Genomic DNA, 19,643 nt, shown 5'->3' with positions numbered 1-19,643 from the left:
CTCCCTAGCGCTGCAGCGGCCGGATGAAGGCCGCCCAAAACATCTCCGACGCCCCCTCGAAAGTGAGCTTCGCGGCGGGGTCACGGCCGACGTTCATACTCATCGCGCGAAGAAAGCAGCTTTGATCGTCGGCCTCGACATGGAGGCATTCGCTAAAGCTGTTGGTATCGCTCGTCTGGCCTTCGAGGAAATGAATTGCCCGGCCCAGCATGCCGCCCATGAAAATCGTGCAGCGCGCCGCCGCCGCGCCATCGCGATAAATCGTCGCAAAAAACCGATCGGCATCGATACGGCGGACACTTCCCTCGATTCCCTGATTGCGCCGTCCTAGTTCGTCGAGCGATGTTTCGAAAAACCGCACCATATAATCGAAGGCACGGTGCAGGAACTCATCCTTGTCGCGGTCGGAAAATGTCTTGGCGAGTGCCAGATTACTCGACCGCGGCGCCTCGGGCACGACGGCGCTTCTCCCCGACGGCAAAACCGACCGCATCGCCGGGCTTTCACGTGTAGCCATTTGCGGCGCAAGCGACGCCGCCGCGGTGCGAATGGCGTTGGCAACCTCGAGAAATGCCTGGTCACGGTCAGGCCAGAGCGTCACCGGCTTGCCATCGGTGGGAACGGCAAGGAGCTTGCCGAACGGCGCATGTTTCCAATCGCAGGCCCGTAGAATGACGGGAAGCACCACGGCTTCGCCTGCTTCGTGGCGCTCCATGGCGCGCATCATCTCGACTTCGTAGCAATAATCCGAGGCGAGAAAATCAGGGCTCACGAGAAGGAGAAGGATATCATCCTCTTCGACATGCGCGCCGATGACCTTGTCGAACGCGGTTCCCGGCTCGATCTTCCGATCATGCCATGTCTCGATGATGCCCTGACGTTGGAGCATCGCCAGTTGCGTCTGCAACTCGTCGCGCAACGCCTCGTCGCGATGGGAATAGGAAAAGAACAGCGTCGCCACGTGCAAAACTCCTTTCCCCGGCCTTTAGCGTTCCGTATCTGTTCCAACAAGCAGGATATAAAAACCCCCATTCCAGTTCACGAGAAGTGCCTGCGCTGGAAACTGGCAGTCAGGGACACGACAAAACCGCGTTCGGAATTATCGTCGACGGATCGACGCTTGTGAAGCTGGGGTGGAATCGCACGCCCTCGGCCGAATTAGCGTCCGCCACAGTGGCCGGCCCCGCGACGACGGTGCTAATCATGGTCAGGGACAGCAAACGCTTTACCAAATCCTGAGGCTGGGGGTTCGGACGATTTCTCAGCTGCTAGCCTACCGATGAGGCCCAGTACCAAGCCTGCTCCGCCTATCACGAAGTTAAGGTGTCCGACCGGGACTGGGTGTTTACTCGCTATAGTGAATAGTCAGAGCGTCGATGTTGATGTGGCTCCGGGCGGATCGTTGTCACCTGTCGCTGGCCAAGCGTCTACGAGCGCAGCCGTCCGCTTTACGCGACCGCTGCCACCCGCCAGTCCAAAATCGGCCATGGGCGTACCTTAGGGCGGCAGGCTGCAGAGTGAAGAGTGCAGCGTTTTGTTTGAGCACCAAATTGGAATGCTGATCGAGAGGAGTCGCTTGGCCTACGTTTCGTCGGCTTCCGCAAACAACTCCTCGAAGGGCGCGATGACTTGCTCTTGTGTTTGTGGCTGCCGGAGAATGGCAAGTGCTGCGATCTCAGCACCGAAGCGCTTGCGCGCCGCAGCAAGATCGACGTCGCGCTGCAGGTTCAGCCAGAGGTCGGGCGTCGTCCCAAGTACATGACCCAAGCGGAGCGCCATCGGCGCGGTGACGGCGCGCTTGTCATTGAGGAGTTCATTGACGCTCAGGCGCGAAACGCCGAGCGCCGAAGCGAGTTCATCCTGCTTGACGCCGCCCATTTCGAGAATGTGCTTGCGCAAGACAGTGCCGACGGACTCAACTTCGGCTTCGCTCGACATGAAAACTCCTGGTCTAGAAACGCTCGAGGCTGGGGTTGACGATGCGGTCAAGCTCGTCGTCCCATTCGAAACTGATCGCCCACCGGCCATGAACCGGCGCGGCGAACCGGCCGTCCTTCAAAAGGGCGACCTTGGTGAAGACGCCGATGTCGGACCAACTGGCGGCGGCCGTCAGCAGGCGCATAAGGCGGTGCGCGTTCCGGACGACCGGCAAAGGCAGTTCGGGACACGCGGCGGTGGTAAAGATGCGCGCAAGGCGCGGGTCGGGGATATCCATATTCATTCACTCCAGGGACCTGATTGATCGATGCGCGGCAAAGCGCTTGGCGATCCAGGGCTAGAGGTGGCGAGACGCCGGTATGGATGTCGAAGATTCGGATACGTTCGAATGTGTTTCGCCCGTCCGGTCGGGCAACGGCGCGTACAAGACGATGCTGTCCAATGACGAGCGCGACCTGTTCGAAAATGTCGCGAACGAATGCTTCGATCGTTTCGGCCGAGCGATCGCCCATCTTGCTGATGCGCGCGAGGACATTGTCAAACAGCCGCTCGGTCAGGCGGAGATCTAGACCCATCCGCTGGATCATGCCGAACGACTTAAGCGGCGGCGCCGGCTTGCGCAGCGCCGAGCGGGTCGTCTGATTGACGGCGACCTGGCGATTGAGGAAGTTGCTCAGATAATAGATGGACCAAACCCGCGGGGCGCCCATCCTCGCCTGCACGCCGATCGCCGCCGGATCGACCGCGTTCAGCGCGGTCTCGCGAAAGTCATTCCAGGATTGTTCGCGTTCGGCAAAAACCGACTTGCGTAGCTCCGCCGGTTTGCTGCCGTCACTTGCGGGGGAGGAATTGTCTACATCCGAACCGACCGGTGCGGCGGTCTCGTCGCTTGGAAGCGGCGGTTTGCAAAGGTAGCGATATCCGCTGACACCGTGGGTCTCGGCTTGACGCAGTAGTGGTAAACGCGGGTTCGACGCATTGCACCGCGCCAACAATGAGACCATTTCTGGCGGCGCTTGCAGCGACGTCGACCAAAGGGTCATTCCCTTGATGCTTGTTGCAGCCGAGCAGGCTTCGGCAACCTCGCGCGCCCTCTCAAGCAGCGCCGACGATGCCGAGTGCTGTCCGTCGCAAACATGGCGAAGCGCCTCGGACGTCCCCAGCATCCTGTTATGACCATCGCAGATATGGTGAATCCGTTCGGTCGCTTTGGTATAGGCGAATGCGCTGGAGCGCGCCCGTTCCAGCGGGTCCTTGAACATCGGCATGAGGAGACGCGACCCGAAGTTGGCAGCTTCCGCCGCCGCCATCTGCGATTCTGTCAACGGCTCGCGCCGTCCCAGCATCTCGCGAAGAATGCTGCGCGCTGTCTTGGCGCTTTCCGCCGGTTCGGATTGTCGCGCGACGTCTTTGGCGAACCCCGCCGTATGCGATGGGTCGTGCGCCACCGGCTCGCGAGAGGAATCGCCTCTGGGCCGCGACGCCGCGATTTCCTTCGCCTTCGCCAAGGCGGCGTCCTCTGTTGCAGAGTCGGGAAAGGCGGTGGGTGACGTCATTTGTATGCTTGTAATGTATAGGATTACGTTTGTCAAGCGGAATCGCTTCGCTGCCAGTCATGGCTTACCATGCTCAAATGGAACCAGGCCTGAACGAAGGTCGGGATTGCCTCAATTTTCCGCTGGCGGCGCGAACCCCCATTGGCGCAGCCGCCTCGCCCGGAGCGGAGACTTGGCGGCGATACGGCCGAGCGCCTGTTCTACCGTGGCCCGGATCTCAGGACGGTCATGTTCGTGGCCACGCGCCATCTGAAGCGCCGTTCGGACAAGGAGAGAGAGGTCGGATCCTTCGGTTCCCTCGAACATCGCCTGATAGGCATCCACGTCAATGCCGGCGAGCAGGGCGAGATCATCATCCTGCCAGGCGCGGCCGTGCGCGATGTCAAGAATGACGGCCTTCGGATCGCGTTCGTCCCGGAACGTCGCGAGCCGCTGCGCGAGCGCCGCGGCGAGCGCCGGATCGGCGGGTTGGTCGGCCGGGAAATGATGATTGAGAATGTTGAAGAAATCGGGATTCTCGGGCTGCGCATCGACATAGGCCTTGGCAATCGCGTCGGCCTGCTGTCCGCGTCCCTGCTCGCGGAGGAAGGCGATCGTGCCATTGATGTTGATCGAGTCTGTAATCGCGAGACTTTCGTGCGCCGCCTTTTCGATGGCGTCGATAACGAAAGCGTCATCCTCGACGAGCGACTCCCTATAGCGTTCCCATGCCTTCGACAGAGGGTTGATGCGGCTGTTGCGCTGCAACTCCTCGTGTAGCTTCGCCGCTTCCGTCCGCAGCCGCTCGGCATCGAAATAGCCCGCCGCGGCGGCATCGAAGATGGCCACATCGAAATCGTCGCTCGCATTGTAGGGCAGGTTCGAGAGTTGGTCGCGCCAGCGTATGAACGCCTCGTCGGGGCCGTTCTCGCGCTCCATCATGGCAGCATGGAGCGAATTATAACCCAGCAGAAACTCCAGCGATGGTGCCTGGCCCGGCTCATAGACGGACCAGCCGCCGAGGAGACAGGCGACGATGCCCTGCGAGATTATGCGCTCGGGCGCGCCGGGAAGCAGGTCGACGAGTTGCAACGCGATCCGCTCGATCTTCTTGATCACCCGGATATTGGTGATTCCGAGCGTAATCACGCCCCGGCGGAGTTCGTCGCTGATCGCGCCATCGCCCGGGATCGCAATTGCCGCGGCCTCGGCCGGCGAGGGCGCGAATATGACGGCGGTGTCGACCACCTTTTCGAGCAGGCGCTGGAACTGATCGAGATCCAAATCTCCCATTGCCCCATCGTTGAGGAGCAGCACGATCTGGCAATTGCGCTGTTCCTTTAGGAAGGAGATCAGTCCCAGCAGGTCGCGCGGAGACAATCCGGCGCCGGCACGTTCGAGATCGTCAATGCAGATGAGTTGATCGCGCACGAGAAAAAAGGCCGAACGCGCGAGCATGTTGCCGATCTCGCCAAAACCGACGGGGCCGAGCGCGGCGCCGAGCCAGCCTCGCGATTTGCGGACAAGGGATTTCCCCGCTTCGAACAGGTCGGCGAGGCTTTCGCTATCCGGACCGCTTATCGCCTTATCCGGTGAAACCCGGCCTTCGAAAATCGCGTGCCGGACCTCGTCGAGCGAGTTCAGTCCGAAGAGTGAGACATAGGAATATTTCTTGGCGTGGAGTTTGCCGCCGGTTTGCGTCTCGCCGAGAATCTGAAGCCAGGCATAGGTCTTCCCGACGCCCCAGCGGCCTTTGATGCAGAGCACCTCGGCCTTCTCGCTCTCGAGAAAGCGCCGAATCTCCTTGATGACGAGCGTAGCAGACATTGTTCCTGTTTATTCACACGATCCGCACCGCCGCTGCAATCGCGACGTCAGCTTTCGCCGATTTCGAACTAAAACTTGTCAGTCCGAAATCGGCCATCACCTCATTATTATTTGTCGACACGAACGTTGGCTTCTTGCCCTACTACCCTGAGGGCAGCAGGACCACAGCCCGTCAAACACTGTTCCAAACGGCTCAAAACTGGCGCTGGAAACTCTCAACGCTACTCGTCCACCGTGACAGTTTAAGTGCCGCCGCGTTGCGCATCTCGCAACGCCGCTCTCCGCTTGAGCAATAACGCTGCGCTCCGCTGCGCTCATAGATTGGGCCCGAAATTCAGGAGGGCAGCTTTGATGAGATATGCGATGTCAGCGGTGGGGGTGGCGATTCTGGCGAGCGGCACGGCGCAGGCGCAGACCGAAACGCGTCCGGACCCCGACAACGAGATCATCGTTACCGGAACGCGCGCGTCGGGCCGTGCGGCGCTCGAATCGTCGGCGCCGGTCGATGTTGTCAGCGGTGACACGATCGCCGACACGGGCTTCCCCGATCTGGGCCGTGCGTTGAACTTTCTGCAGCCATCGGTCAATTTTGCGCGCGCGGCAACGACCGCTACCGCGGCCAATACGAAGCCGGTCACGTTGCGCGGCCTGTCGCCCGACCAGACGCTGGTGCTCGTCAACGGCAAGCGGCGCCATGCCAACGCGGTTCTGAACGTCAATAACAGCATCGGACGCGGGTCGGCGGCAGTTGACCTCGACACCATCCCCGAAAGCGCGATTGAGCGGATCGAGATCCTGCGCGATGGCGCTGCTGCGCAATATGGGTCCGATGCGATCGCCGGGGTCGTCAATATCATCCTCAAGTCCAACGCCAGCGGCGCGAGCGCCGAGTTGTTCGGCAGCGTCACCGAGGAAGGAGATGGCGAAACGGGCCTTGCGAGCGCGAGCGCCGGCCTCGCGCTCGGCGACGGCGGGCATCTCACTGTCAGCGTATCGGCGCGTGCGCAACGTCCCACCAATCGTGCCTTCGTCGATCAGCGGTTCAACCGTGTCACCTATCGCATCGGCGACCCCAAGGCGTCGGTTGCGAGCCTCGCATTGGATACCGCGCTGCCCCTTGGCAACGCGGCCGAAATCTATGGTTTCGGGACATTGACGCGCAAGATTTCGAACAATGGCGCGGGCTTCCGGGTCCCGGGCTTTTCACCGATCTATCCGGACGGCTTCCTCCCCATCATCGAACCGCGGATATGGGACGTCGGGGGCACCGTCGGTGTTCGCGGCGACATCGGCGCTCTGAAGGCCGATCTCAGTCAGAGCTTCGGTTCGAACGAGGCCGATTTCAGCGTCTTCGATACTGCCAACGTCTCGCTGGGCCTCGCCAGCCCGACCCGCTTTAATTCGGGCGGGGTGACCTATCGCCAATATGTCACCGACTTCACGCTCTCGCTGCCGCTCGACGGCGTGCTCGCAGGCGGGAATATCGCGGCAGGGGGACAGTATCGGCATGAATCATACAAGATCAGAAGCGGCGATCCCAATGCCTATTTCGGTACCGGCGCCGATGGTTTTGCGGGGTTCAACCCCCGTAACCCGACGAACGAGAGCCGCAACGCCTGGGCCGCTTTCCTCGATCTCGAACTGCGGCCGGTGGAACAGTTGCTGCTCGGCGGCGCGATCCGCTACGATGATTATGGCGATTTCGGCGGCAAGACGACCTGGCGCGCAACCTCCCGCCTCGAACTGATGGAAGGCGCGGCGATCCGCGCGACTTATGGAACGGGTTTCAAGGCGCCATCGCTGCAGCAGCAGTATTTCAGCGCGGTGCAGGGCGCGCTCAGTGCCGGGCGGCTCGTCACCGTCGGGACGCTGCCGGTCGGGGACCCCGTCGCGCGCGCGCTTGGCGCGAGCGACCTGAAGCCCGAACGGTCGCGCAATTTCACTGCAGGCCTTGTCGTCGGTCCGATCGACGGTTTTTCCTTTACCGCTGATTATTTCCGGATCCGGATCAAGGACCGTATCGCGCTCAGTGAACAGCTCGGCGGCGCGGCGGTTGTGAATATTCTGACCGCGGCGGGTATCACCAATTTCCAGCAGGTCCGCTTCTTCACCAACGCGATCGACACCACGACGCGCGGCGTCGAGCTGACAGCACGGTGGCAGGGGGACTTGGCCCCCGACACGCAACTGTCGCTGACCGCGGGCTATGGCTGGTTCAAGAGCCGGCTCGACACGCTGCGGCCCAACCCGGTCCTGCCCGCGCTGCCGCTGCTCAACATGAAGTCGATCCTGTTCGTGACCGAGGCGCAGCCGAAGTCGAAATTCACCTTTCAGGGCAGTCTGACGCACGGTGCTTTCGACGTCGGGGTCAATGTAGCCGCCTTTGGTACCTACACCTCGCAGCCGCTGACCGCAGTGCAGACCTTCGGCGGCAAGGAGACAGTCGATGTGTCGATGGGCTACAAGATATTCGATGGCGTGCGCGTGGGCCTGGGGGTCCAGAATCTGTTCGACGCACGGCCCGACACGATCGACGATCAGGTGCTGGCGATCGCCGCGACCGGCGGGAGCTTTCCGACCGGCGAGGAAACGCCGATCGGACTCAACGGGCGCACCTGGTATGCCCGGCTGACGGCGCGCTTCTGATGTTCGGGCGGCGCCAGCTTCTCGCCGGGGCGGCATCGCTCGCCGCAACCCGGTTCCTCGCGGCAGCACGCGCGGCGCCGGCGGATCATGTTCCGCACCTGTCTGCCGACCCCTTTGCCCTTGGCGTCGCGTCGGGCGAGCCGGCGACCGACGGTTTCGTTCTGTGGACGCGGGCGTTGGGGCTAATCGGCGATACCCGCCTCGGCTATGAAATCGCCAGCGACGAGGGCTTTCGTAGCATCGTCCGTTCGGGCCGGGTCGATGCGCCGGCGGCGCGCGGCGGCGCGGCGCATCTGGAGGTGCGGGGGTTGCCGCCGGGTCGACCTTTCTTCTATCGCTTCCATCTCGGCGATGCTGTCAGCCGCATCGGCCGGACCGCGACGATGGCGGCTGATCCGCAGCAGCTTCGCCTTGCGCTCACTTCGTGCCAGCATTGGGAACATGGCTGGTTCAGCGCCTATCGCGACATGATCGAGCAAGGCGTCGAAGCGGTGCTGCAGGTTGGCGATTATATCTATGAGAAATCCTTCGGAAGCGGTCCCGACGTTCGTTCGTTCGGTGTGCCCGATCCGCAGACGCTGGGCGATTATCGCGCTCGCCACGCTCTCTATCGCACCGATGCGGATCTCGCCGCAGCGCACGCCGCGATGCCCTTCATCGTCGCCTTCGACGATCATGAGGTCGAAAATGATTATGTCGGCGAGCATGGCGGTGTGACCGCCGAACGCACCGCCTTTCTGCGCCGCCGGGCTGCGGCTTGGCAGGCCTATTTCGAACATATGCCGCTGCGTCCGTCGGCCCTGCTCAGTAACGGCGGACTCCAGCTCTATCGTCGGTTCCGCTGGGGCCGGCTTGCGACGGTCCATATGCTCGATACCCGGCAGCATCGCAGTATCCAGCCCTGTTCGGATACAAAGCGCGGCGGACAGGTCGTGCGGGATTGCGCCGCCGTCGATGACGCCGCTGCGACGGTGCTGGGCGCGCAGCAGGAGGCTTGGCTCGACGCCGGACTGATGCGCGAGACGGCCGGGTGGAGTCTGATCGCTCAGCAGACGCTTTTCGCGCGCCTTGCGCTGCCGCAGGGACCCGACGCCCGCTGGTCCGACATGTGGGACGGCTACGAGGCGGCCCGGATGCGCGCGCTTGCGAGCCTGTCGCGTCCGGCGGTTCGCAACGCCGTGGTGCTGGGCGGCGACGTCCATTCCTTCTGGCTGAACAATATCCTCGCCGACTTCGACGATCCACAATCGAAGGTCGTGGCGAGCGAGGTGGTGACAAGTTGTCTCGCCTCGCGAAGTGGTCCGGCCGCGCTGTTCGATGGTGCGGCGGCGAGGAATTCGCACGTCCGCTTCCATGACAATGCGCATGCCGGATATGCGCTGCTCGACCTTGTTCCGCAGCGGCTCGATGTCGATCTGCGCGCCGTATCGTCGCTCACCGATCCGGCGGCGCAATGCGTCTCGCTTGAGCGGCGATCGATCGAGGCGGGTCGACCCGGCTTCGCCTGACACCGGCCGGAGAACGACGGGCCGGTCATTGCATCCGGTGCAATTGTCGTTCGATTCTGGCCGTTTGATTGCCAGCCCGTCTGCGGCGAACCTGCCCGCCAAGCCATGTCGTGCGACGACGGGCAACGGGCAGGGGAAAGACATTGCACAGTGCCGAAGCCGTCAACCTCGTTGTCGATCGCAGCGGGCCGCTTCCCGGTGACCTCGTCATGGTTCGCGATGCTCCTGCCGCGGTGCTGCAAGACAGGGCTGTGCGGCTCGCGATCGATTGTTTCAGTCTCAGCGCCAATAATCTGACCTATGCGCTCCTCGGCGACCGATTGGGCTATTGGTCGCTCTTCCCCAGGCCGGACCCGTGGGGCATGGTGCCGGCCTGGGGCTTTTCGACCGTCGTCGAGAGCCGCCATGCCGCGGTCGAGGTTGGCGAGCGCCTGTACGGCCTGTGGCCGATGGCGTCGTCGGCGGTACTGGAGCCGGGGCGGGTCAACACCCGGCTGATCGTCGAGAACGCGCCGTCTCGGCGCCCGCTGCCGCCAGCCTATAACAGCTATTTCCGGGTTGATGCCGACCCGATCCATGCGCCCGGTACCGAAGAACGGCAGGCGGTCATCCGTCCGCTGTTCATCACCTCCTTCTTGCTCGACCGGCTGATCGGGCGGACCGGAGCTTGGGGGAGCGACACGGTGATCGTCACCAGCGCGTCGAGCAAGACGGCGCTGGGGCTCGGCTGGCTGTTGCGCCGAAACAGACCGGGGTTGCGGGTCATCGGCCTCACGTCCGAACGCCATCGCGCGGCGGTTGCGGATCTTGGTTTCTTCGACGACGTGGCGACCTACGGCGCGCTGCCCGCGATCACGGGGGCCGCGATCATCGATTTTTCCGGGAATGATGCCGTGCTCGCCAGCCTGCGCGAGCGGTCGCCGCCGGTCCATCTCTGCCGCGTCGGCCTGACGCACGGGCGCGATGAACCCGCCGTGCCCCGCCCCGACGAGCATTTTTTCTTCGCGCCCGACGCGATCATCGCCGTGGCGGCCGAACTGGGGCCGGCCGGCTTCGATGCCGCGCTCGCCAGCGCGACCCGCGATTTCATCGACGCGTCACGCGAATGGCTCGCGATCGACGCGGTGCGCGGCGCGGAGGCCATTCGCGACGTCTGGGCGCGGATTCGCTTCGGCAATGGCGATCCCACCAGGGCGGTCGTTGCATCCTTTTGACCACAAAAGAAAATCGGGAGGGTTTATGAGAATGAATTTTCGCTGCGGGCTGTCGCTCGTCACGCTTGCGTTCGCTCCGTCGGCATGGGCGCAGGGAGAGGGGAATGTCGACGGATCGGGCGACATCGTCGTCAACGCGACCAAGAGGTCGCAGAATCTGCAGGACGTACCGATCGCGGTTTCGGCCTTTTCGTCCGAACAGCTCCAGAAGTCGGGAATCAACGATACGCGCGAACTGATGACGCTCGCCCCCAGCCTGAACCTGACCAGCACCACATCCGATTCTGCCGGTGTCGTTATCCGTCTTCGCGGCGTCGGCAGCGAGGCGATCAACCCCGGACTCGAATCCTCGGTCGCCACCTTCGTCGACGGCGTCTATCGCAGCCGTTCCAATCTCAGCCTGACCGACATCCCGGGCATCGAGCGGATCGAGGTGCTGCGCGGTCCGCAGGGGACGCTGTTCGGAAAAAATACGTCGGCGGGCCTCATCAACGTCATCACCTTCGCGCCGAAATTCGAGCCGAGCTTTGATGCGGCCGCATCCTATGGCAATTACGACATGGTCCGGCTGAATGCCGGAGGGGGCGGGACGCTGATCGCCGACACCGCGGCTTTCCGGATCGATGCCGCCTGGCAGCGCCGTGACGGCTTCCTGCGCGATTTCGACAGCGGCCAGCGCTATCGCAACCGCAATCGCGTGACGCTGCGTGGCCAGCTTCTGCTCACGCCCGCGGACGACCTCGATATCCGGCTCATCGCCGACTATGGACATCGGCGCGAGACGGGTCCCGATACCTATTCGCCCACCGTTAACGACCCTCTCTATGTCGGCATTTTCGCGGCGATGGGTTTCGACAGCCATATCGGCCGCAGGGACCTGACCATAACGACGACAGAAGATCGCGCTTCGCTCGAAGAAACCGATCAATGGGGCCTGTCGGGCGAACTCAACTGGGAGCTCGGCGGTGCGAAGCTGACCGCGATCACCGGCTATCGGCGCTGGCGTAACGATCAGGCGCGCGAGGTCGACTATGCCGAGGCCGACCTCGTCTACATCCCTTTCAAGGCCGCGGCGCAGGCATTCGACACGTTCACGCAGGAACTTCGCCTCGACGGGACAGCGGGGCCGGTCGACTGGATGGTCGGCGGCTTCTACAGTCATGAAAAGGCTTTCGGCCGCTATGGCTATCGTGTCGGCCGCGACCTCGAACCCTTCCTCGACCGGCTCTTCGGGCGGACGACAGGGCTGGCTAATCCGATTTCCTTCTACACCGGTCTGCCGGTCGGGGCGAGCTATCCCGAGGGATCGGGCGTGGGGCGTGACGATTTCCGCCAGACGTCGCGCAGCATTTCGGTATTCACGCACAATGTCTGGCACGTCACCGACCGGCTCGATCTGATTGGCGGCCTTCGCTTCACGCGCGAGACCAAACGCGTCGACGTCGATATCGTCGACACGCTGAATCCCGGCTGCCAGGCGCTGATCGCCGCGGGCCTGTCGGCCCCCGGCGCAACGCCGATCTCGGGCATCCAGTGCCTGCAACTGTTCGACGCGCGCTACGACGGATCATACACAGCGCGAAAGGTCGAGAAGGAATGGTCCGGGATCGCGACGATCAGCTATGATTTCAGCGACGCGCTCCATGGCTATGCGACGTACAGCCGCGGCTACAAGGCGGGCGGCTTCGTGCTCGACCGCGCCGGCTTTCGTCCGATCACGGTCAAGGCGCCGGACGCCGACGACCTCGCCTTCGATCCGGAACTTGCCACGAACTACGAAGCCGGGTTGAAACTCCGCTCGCCGGGCGGCGCGGTCACGGTCAACGGCGCGCTCTTCTACACCCGCTTCACCGACTATCAGCTCAGCTACAATACGGGGGCCGCGCTGATCACGACCAACATCCCGCGCGTTACCGCCAAGGGTTTCGAACTCGAAGCCAGCGTGCGGCCGGCGCCGGCCTGGCAACTGGCGGCGGGTGTGACCTATGCGAGCTCACGCTATGGCGCGATCCCGCCGGGCCCTCCCGCCAATGTCGTCGCGATCGCCGGGCAGCAACTCGCCAACGCGCCGAAATGGGTCGTCACCGGCTCGATCGGGTGGGATGATCTGGTTGCGGCGGGCAAACTGCGGGCGTTCGCGCAGGTCGACGGACGTTATCAGTCCGATGTGCTGACCGAACGCCTGCTCCGGCCGACGTCGGGGCAGAAGGGCTATGCCTTGTTCAACGCCCGTTTGGGTTTGGGGGCGGCGGACGAGCGCTGGACGTTCGAGCTATGGGCGCGCAACCTTGCCGACCAGCGCTACATCGGATCGATGATTCCCGCGACCTTCCAGGGCGCAACGCTGGTTGGAGCGCAGGGCGAACCGCGCACCTATGGCCTGACATTGCGGACGAAGATACGATAGCCGCAAAGGGAAGGGGCCGGCTCGCCCAGTCGGGAAGCCGGTTTGAAAATGGGGGAGCGCCACAACGGCGGCTCCCTTTTTTCTTAGCTGGATGATGCCGCGTCCCGGGTGATCACCCTGAACAGGGCGGTGGCGCGGCCCGCAAGCGCCCCGTCCGCGGTTACTTCGGCCGATGCGAAGGCGATGGTCCGGCCCGGTTGCGTCGACTCGGCCGCAATCTCGACCCATTGCCCCGCACGCGCCGCGCCGAGGAAATCGACCGACAGATGGATGGTGACCAGACTGGTCCCTTCGCCGACCGCGAGTGCGCAGGCGATGCCCATGGCATTGTCGCAAAGCGTCGACAGCACACCGCCGTGCAGCATAGCGCGCGCATTGCAATGTGCCTCAGCGACACGCAAGCCGATTACAAAGCGACGGGCGTCGCGTTTTGAATATAGCGGCTCCCACGCGTCGGTCACGGGGCTGCGGCGAAAGTGCCGCGCGAACCCCGCAGGCGGGTCGGTGGGGGCGCTCACCAGTCGAGCCGAAGCGTCGCGCCATAGGTACGCGGCGCGTTATAGGCGACGGAGTAGGCGCCAAAGAGGGCGAAACTCTGCACGGCGAAGCTCTCCTTCGTGATGTTGCGTGCCCAGAGCGCGATGTCCCACCCGCGTTCGCTCGTCAGGCTGATGCGCGCATTGACCAGCGTGTAGGACCGCTCCTTCAGATAGGGCGTATTCTCGGCATTGAGGAAGAAGGCGCCATTATATTTGCCGTCGACCTGGATCGCCATATCCCACCCGTCGCCGACGCCGAACTGATAGCGGGCAAGGAGGTTCGCCGAAAATTTGGACGCCAGCGGCAGGTCGTTGCCGTCGAAGACCGGCTGCGCCGGATCGTCGATCCGCGTGTCGATCCATGCGAGGCCTCCGCGCAGGTCAAAACCGCGGACGGGACGGAATGTGGCGTCGATTTCCAGTCCGTTGACGCGGGCCTTTGCGAGATTTCGTAGCTGGTTAAACGGCAGTCCGGTAACGGTGTCGACCTGCGCGACGCGGACCTGCGGTTTGCGGAAATCATAGTGATAGAAGGACCCGTTCAGGAACAGGCGGCGGTCGAGCAAGGTCGACTTGATCCCAGCCTCGTAAGCCGTCAGCGTCTCCTCCTCGAAAGGCTGAAGCTGCTGGCGCGTGAAGGCGAAGTCGCCGTCGAAGCCGCCGCTCTTGAAGCCGCGGCTGACGCTGCCATAGATCAGCACCGCGTCCGAGGGCTTGTAATTGACTCCGATCTTGCCCGAAAAACTCTTGTAGACAGCTTCGTCATCGACCACCGCGGCATCGGCGGAGGTTGAGCCGAAATTGACCCGCGCGCGCACCGGCGTCAGCCCGTCATTGTAAATCCACTCCGACCGGCTCCGGAAATCCTTGCTTTCATAGGAGTAGCGCACGCCGCTGATCAGGGTGAGCTGGTCGGTCGCCTTCCATTCGGCGTGAGCGTAAGCAGCTGCGCTCCATGTGTCCTGCGCGAAGTTGAGTTCGAGCTGGTCGGCGACGCGCCTGGCAAGCGCCGGGTCGGTGAAATTGGTGAGGCCGAGCAGCGGCGACAGCGTGCCGAAGAAGCGCAGGTCGATCTTTTCGCGCGCGCCATAAAGGCCAGCGATCCAATAGACTCGTCCGCTATCATCGGAAGCCAGTCGTAACTCCTGAGAATATTGCTCGAGCTGCGTGTCGCGGAGCTGGTTGAGCTCGTGATGCGGCGCGCCGTCGGTATCGGTGAATGCCCGCTTGCCTGCCTCGTCATAGGAGGTGATCGAGGTCAGCATCGCGCCACCCAGGTCGAACTCGCCGCGCAGCGAACCGCCGTAATTATGCTCGCGGTTGCGCCCAACAAAATCGACCCGGACACGATAGGGATCGCCGTCGAGATCGGTATAGCCGAAGGCATCGCCGCAGAATCGCGGATCGCGGATGCCGGTGAGCGGCGTCGCCGCGCAAGGCTGGGCAGCCCCCGGGATCGAAGAGAAGCCAATCGAGGTCAGCGGCAGAACGTCGCCGGTTGTTTCGCCGCCATGGACATTGAGCAGCAGGTCGACGCCGTCGCCGTCGTCAAATTCGAGCAGCCCGCGGAGCGCCCAGCTTTCCTGCTCGCCCGGCCTGCGTTTCGGGTTGAAGAACAGCGGGCTGAGCGGCAACGCCGTGTCGGCGGGTGTCCAGTCGTTGATATAATAGCCGCTCGCCTGATTGGCGTAGCGGCCGGCGATCCGGGCCTTGAGCGTGGACGACAGGGGGCCGCCGACCGCCGCGTCGAGCGTGATCGTCCGGTAGTTCCCATAGGAGAGTTCCGCATAGCCCTCCGCGGCATCGGTCGGCCGCCGGGTAGAATAGCTTACCGCGCCGCCGGTGGTATTCCGGCCGAACAAGGTGCCTTGCGGCCCCTTTAAAATCTCGACGCGGTCGGTGTCGAAAATCTGAAAGCCGGTGAGGATGTTGGAGCCGAGATAGACTTCGTCGAGATAGACGGCGGCGGCGGGTGCGACATTCGGCGCAAAATCCTGAACCCCGACACCGCGGATGACGAAGGTCGGCTGGCGGCCGAGATAGCTGTAGACTTGGACGCCCGAGACCGATTCCGAAATCTGCTGGGCGGACGTCACGCCCAGATCCTTTAGCTGATCGCCCGTAAAGGCAGCGATCGAGACGCCGACATCCTGAAGATTCTGGTCACGCTTTTGCGCCGTAACGACGATCTCGCTCAGTTGATCGTCGGCCTGCGTTGCGGGTTCGGTTGTCGCGGTCGGGTTCTGGGCCAGCACCGGCACCGGTGCGGCCATCAAAAGCAGGCTGGCGCCGGCGAGAAGCCTGTTTTTCATATCCGTCTCCCTTGGCGGCGGATTCGTCGAGATCCGCCCTGTCGCAAGGATGGGGGAGAATGGCAGGCGCGGCCATTGACGGGTTCGCGACCCGCGTTGCGCCGATCGCAATGCGGGCGCGGCGCGCGACACGCAAATCCCGTTGCAGCCTCGGCAACGGTCAAGTCGCGGAGCGGCGATATAGGAGGGGCCTGTCGCCGGTTTGGCAGAGTGAGGAGGAACTGCAATGAAGCTGATGGACGCTGTGGCTTGCGAAGGCGCCCAGAGCGTAGGCGCGATGTTTTCCGGCGCGTGCGATCGTTTTGCGGAGCGGGCGCTGATCGAGTTTTGCGGCCGTGCCATTCGCTTCGGGGAAATCGCCTCGGCGGCCGCCAGCGTCGCGGCGGGATTGGCGGCGCGCGGGGTCGCGAAGGGCGATGTCATCGCGCTCTATTTCCGTAACACGCCCCACTATCCTGTGCTGTTCTTCGCGGCGATGCGCCTCGGCGCGGTGGTGGTCAACCTGACCCCGCTCGATGCGGCGCGCGAGTTGCGGTTCAAGCTGGCCGATACGGGGGCCAGAATCCTGGCGACGCTCGACGAGGAGCCGTTTCGCAGCCAGGCGGCGACGCTGCTTGATGACGGTCTCATCGATCTCCTTCTGCTCGGAAGCGATGCTTACTGGACTGGCGGCAATCCGCTTGCACCTGCCGGGAAAGCGTTCCTGTCGATCGATGCGATGGTCGCGGAGGCGGCCGCCTGTCCGGCCGCGGTTGTCGCGCCCGGCGACCTTGCGCTTATCCAATATACTGGAGGGACGACGGGCGTGCCGAAGGGCGCCCTGATCACCCACGGAAATCTCGTGAGTGCCGTCGCGATGTTCGATGCGGCGATCGCCGCGACCTCGAATTGGCGCCGCGGCGAGGAGCGTCATCTCGGCGTTCTACCGCTCTTTCACATCTATGCCCTTGCCGGCGTCCTGTTGCGCGCGATCGCGAACGGTGAAACGATCCTGCTGCGCGACCGCTTCGACGCGGCGCAGACGCTCGACGACATTCGTCATGGCGGAGCGAGCTTCTTTTTCGGGGTTCCGACCATGTTCGTCGCGTTGCTCGAATTACCGGGCATCGCCGCGGGCGACCTTGCGTCGATCAGCTATTGCGTCTCGGGCGGCGCTCCGCTGCCCGGCGAGGTTGCCGCGCGCATGGCCGAGCTCGTCGGACAACCGCCGGTCGTCGGCTGGGGGATGACCGAAACCTGCGGCGCAGGAACGCTCGGACGGCAGGGCGCGGCGGGCGAGGCGGGCGCGATCGGTCATCCGCTGCCGGGCGCGTCGATCGAGATTTTGACGCTCGACGCCGACCGGAAACCGATGGGGATCGGGGAGGTCGGGGAGATAGCGATTTGTGGCCCCAATGTGATCACCGGCTATTGGAACCGCCCCGAAGAAAGCGCAGAGGCCTTCGCAGCGGGGCGCCTGCTGACGGGTGACATGGGGTTTATCGACGCCGGGGGACAGGTCCATCTCGTCGATCGCCGCAAGGATCTGATCATCGCGTCGGGTTTCAACGTGTATCCGCGTGTCGTCGAGGAGGCGATCTACGAGCACCCCGCGGTGGCCGAGGCGCTGGTGTACGGTGAGCGCGATGCCTATCGCGGCGAGGTGGCGGTCGCCGCGGTCTCGCTGCGAACCGGCCAGACGCTGGACATTGGCGAACTGCGCGAGTTTCTCGCCGACAAGCTCGGCCGGCATGAACTGCCCGCCCGGCTGGAGATCCACGAAGCGCTCCCGCGCACGGCGGCGGGCAAGCTGTCGCGCAAGGATCTTCGCGACGCAGCGACAAAAAAGGACAACTGACATGGATGACTTTCAATGCGTCGCCAACGGTCTCGCCTTCCCCGAAGGGCCTGTCGTGCTCCCCGACGGAAGCCTGCTTGTAGTCGAAATCCGCGGCCAATGCCTGACGCGCATCGCTCCTGACGGCGACCGGCGGATCGTCGCCGCGCTGCCGGGCGGTCCCAATGGGGCCGCGGTCGGGCCCGACGGCGCCATCTATATCTGCAACAATGGCGGGTTCGCGTTCGGCGACGTGGAGCTTTATGCGATCAACATCCCGGTCGGACCGGCACCGGATTATGCTGGCGGGTCGATCCAGCGCGTCGATCCCGAAACGGGCGAGGTCCGGACGCTTTACACCGCGGCGGGGGGCGTGCCGCTGCGCGGGCCGAACGACCTGGTTTTCGACCGCCATGGTGGCTTCTGGTTCACCGATCATGGCAAATCGGGACACCGCGAGCGCGATCGGGTGGGCGTGTTCTATGCCGCCGCCGACGGCAGTTTCATCCGTGAGGTAATCTTTCCGCTCGAAAACCCGAACGGAATCGGCCTCTCGCCCGATGGCTGCACGCTCTATGTCGCCGAAACCTATACCTGCCAGCTCTGGGCCTTCGACATATCGGGGCCCGGAGAGATTGTGCCGTACCCCAATCTCTTCGGTCATGGCGGGCGCTTCCTCCATCGTCCCGCGGGCTTTCGCTATTTCGACAGTCTTGCGGTCGAGGCAGATGGCAATATTTGTGTCGCCACGATCGGCGAGCCGGGCATTTCGGTTGTCTCGCCCGCCGGGGAATTCGTTGAGTTCGTGCCGACGCCGGACGTCTTCACCACCAACATCTGCTTCGGCGGTCCCGACATGCGGACCGCCTATATTACCCTTTCGGGCACCGGCCGGGTGGTTTCCACACGGTGGCCGCGGCCCGGACTGCGGCTGAACAACGTTTGACGGCGCTCAGACAAAGCGATCGAGTCCGCTCTTGATCCAGTTCCGGAACTTGATGGCGTCGGGGCGGCGTTGCACCGCTTCGTCGGCGAAGACCAGATAATAGTCGATGCCCAGCGGCGCCTGATAGCCGCCGATCCGAACGAGTCGGCCCTGGTCGAGCAGCCGGTGCGCGAGGATCGGCGCAACGATCGCGACGCCGAGTCCGGCCGCCGCCGCTTCGAACATCAGGAACTGCGCCTCGAAATAGGTCGGCGGCGACAGCGGCGCGCCGTCATACTTCATATTGCGCAGCCATCGCTCCCAAAGGCCTTCGGGACGGTAAACGGCGAGCCTGTCGACATCGGGCAGCTCGGCGAGGCGGGTCGGCGGCGACCGTCCGGAAGCCAGCTCCGGGGCCGAAACCAATATGCCGTTGATTGGGGCGATGCGGATTGCGGGCATCGATCCGATGTCGCCGGGCCCGACATAGATCGCGGCATCGGCGTGCCCCCGTCTGAGATCGTCGATGTCGCGCCCGATGCGCAGTTCGACATTGACCTCCGGATGCGCGCGCTGGAAATCGGGCAGGTTGGGGATGAGCCAGCCGATCGCGAAGGATTGCGGGACGACGATGCGGAGCGCCATGCCGCCGCGCTCCGCCTGCAGGTCGACGGTCGCGCGGCGGATCGAATCGATCGCGGGCTCGACCGTCCGCAAATAGCGTTCGCCGGTCTTCGACAGCGTGACCGAACCCTTGTCGCGCACAAACAGCGCCACGCCGACAAAGGCTTCGAGCGCCTGAATCCGACGCGAAAAGGCTGATGGACTGAGCGCAAGCCGGTCAGCCGCGTCGCGGAAGCTTGACGAGCGCGTCGCGAGGATGAAGGCTTCGATCGCCTCGAGTGGAGGTGCCTGTCGTCGGATGGTTCTGCTCAAGCCTCCCTCCCTGCCGTCTACACGAGGGCGGTGGCGCCGT

General features: G+C 63.7%; 14 protein-coding genes. 7 read left to right on the top strand and 7 right to left on the bottom strand.

Translation table 11 applies throughout. The features are described from left to right. Window positions 1-4 precede the first annotated feature (4 nt). The 4 genes from RIA72_RS11010 to RIA72_RS10995 all read right to left on the bottom strand — a co-directional run bounded on the left by RIA72_RS11010 (window position 5) and on the right by RIA72_RS10995 (window position 5,300). Window positions 5-961, bottom strand: a complete 957-nt coding sequence (locus tag RIA72_RS11010; RefSeq protein ID WP_215353409.1) for a toll/interleukin-1 receptor domain-containing protein — start codon at window positions 959-961, stop codon at window positions 5-7. Window positions 962-1,581: 620 nt separating this feature from the next. Next, complete coding sequence (locus RIA72_RS11005) at window positions 1,582-1,938, bottom strand: HigA family addiction module antitoxin (RefSeq protein ID WP_215353408.1); 357 nt, start codon at window positions 1,936-1,938, stop codon at window positions 1,582-1,584. A gap of 47 nt (window positions 1,939-1,985) precedes the next feature. Further along, window positions 1,986-3,494 (bottom strand): hypothetical protein, encoded by a 1,509-nt coding sequence (locus RIA72_RS11000; RefSeq protein ID WP_215353407.1) that lies wholly within the window; start codon window positions 3,492-3,494, stop codon window positions 1,986-1,988. A 111-nt stretch (window positions 3,495-3,605) separates the two neighbouring features. Further along, entirely contained in the window at window positions 3,606-5,300 is a 1,695-nt protein-coding gene (locus RIA72_RS10995) for a hypothetical protein (protein WP_215353406.1), read from the bottom strand. On the opposite strand from RIA72_RS10995, the gene RIA72_RS10990 reads away from it, so the two are divergent. From RIA72_RS10990 to RIA72_RS10970, 5 genes are all read left to right on the top strand, one after another. Further along, complete coding sequence (locus RIA72_RS10990) at window positions 5,300-5,596, top strand: hypothetical protein (protein WP_215353405.1); 297 nt, start codon at window positions 5,300-5,302, stop codon at window positions 5,594-5,596. The two genes, RIA72_RS10995 and RIA72_RS10990, sit on opposite strands and share 1 nt — an antisense overlap. A gap of 55 nt (window positions 5,597-5,651) precedes the next feature. After that, a complete protein-coding gene (locus RIA72_RS10985; RefSeq protein ID WP_294027776.1) occupies window positions 5,652-7,946 on the top strand; it encodes a TonB-dependent receptor plug domain-containing protein in 2,295 nt (764 codons plus the stop codon). Further along, entirely contained in the window at window positions 7,946-9,454 is a 1,509-nt protein-coding gene (locus tag RIA72_RS10980; protein ID WP_215353403.1) for an alkaline phosphatase D family protein, read from the top strand. Before RIA72_RS10985 ends, RIA72_RS10980 begins: the two co-directional genes overlap by 1 nt. Window positions 9,455-9,597: 143 nt before the next feature. Further along, window positions 9,598-10,668 (top strand): DUF2855 family protein, encoded by a 1,071-nt coding sequence (locus RIA72_RS10975; protein ID WP_215353402.1) that lies wholly within the window; start codon window positions 9,598-9,600, stop codon window positions 10,666-10,668. Window positions 10,669-10,693: 25 nt separating this feature from the next. Further along, window positions 10,694-13,075: a TonB-dependent receptor gene (locus RIA72_RS10970; protein WP_215353401.1), complete on the top strand. Its 2,382-nt coding sequence runs from the start codon at window positions 10,694-10,696 to the stop codon at window positions 13,073-13,075. Window positions 13,076-13,158: 83 nt separating this feature from the next. Here the strand turns inward: RIA72_RS10970 and RIA72_RS10965 are convergent, their stop codons facing one another. Beyond that, window positions 13,159-13,536 (bottom strand): PaaI family thioesterase, encoded by a 378-nt coding sequence (locus RIA72_RS10965; protein WP_215353400.1) that lies wholly within the window; start codon window positions 13,534-13,536, stop codon window positions 13,159-13,161. Window positions 13,537-13,589: 53 nt separating this feature from the next. Continuing rightward, complete coding sequence (locus RIA72_RS10960; protein WP_215353399.1) at window positions 13,590-15,926, bottom strand: TonB-dependent receptor; 2,337 nt, start codon at window positions 15,924-15,926, stop codon at window positions 13,590-13,592. Between the two features lie 226 nt (window positions 15,927-16,152). Between RIA72_RS10960 and RIA72_RS10955 the strand changes: the two genes are divergently transcribed. Together RIA72_RS10955 and RIA72_RS10950 are read left to right on the top strand one after the other, a co-directional pair. Further along, window positions 16,153-17,763, top strand: coding sequence for an AMP-binding protein (locus RIA72_RS10955; protein ID WP_215353398.1), 1,611 nt, complete (start codon window positions 16,153-16,155; stop codon window positions 17,761-17,763). Window position 17,764: 1 nt separating this feature from the next. After that, complete coding sequence (locus tag RIA72_RS10950; RefSeq protein WP_215353397.1) at window positions 17,765-18,688, top strand: SMP-30/gluconolactonase/LRE family protein; 924 nt, start codon at window positions 17,765-17,767, stop codon at window positions 18,686-18,688. Window positions 18,689-18,694: 6 nt separating this feature from the next. Here RIA72_RS10950 and RIA72_RS10945 read toward each other — a convergent pair whose 3' ends face one another. After that, entirely contained in the window at window positions 18,695-19,603 is a 909-nt protein-coding gene (locus RIA72_RS10945) for a LysR substrate-binding domain-containing protein (protein ID WP_215353396.1), read from the bottom strand. Between the last annotated feature and the right edge of the window lie 40 nt (window positions 19,604-19,643).

It is taken from the genome of Sphingopyxis sp. (assembly GCF_040216815.1).
Classification (GTDB): Bacteria; Pseudomonadota; Alphaproteobacteria; order Sphingomonadales; family Sphingomonadaceae; genus Sphingopyxis.
This window is presented reverse-complemented; position numbering and strand designations above follow the sequence as displayed.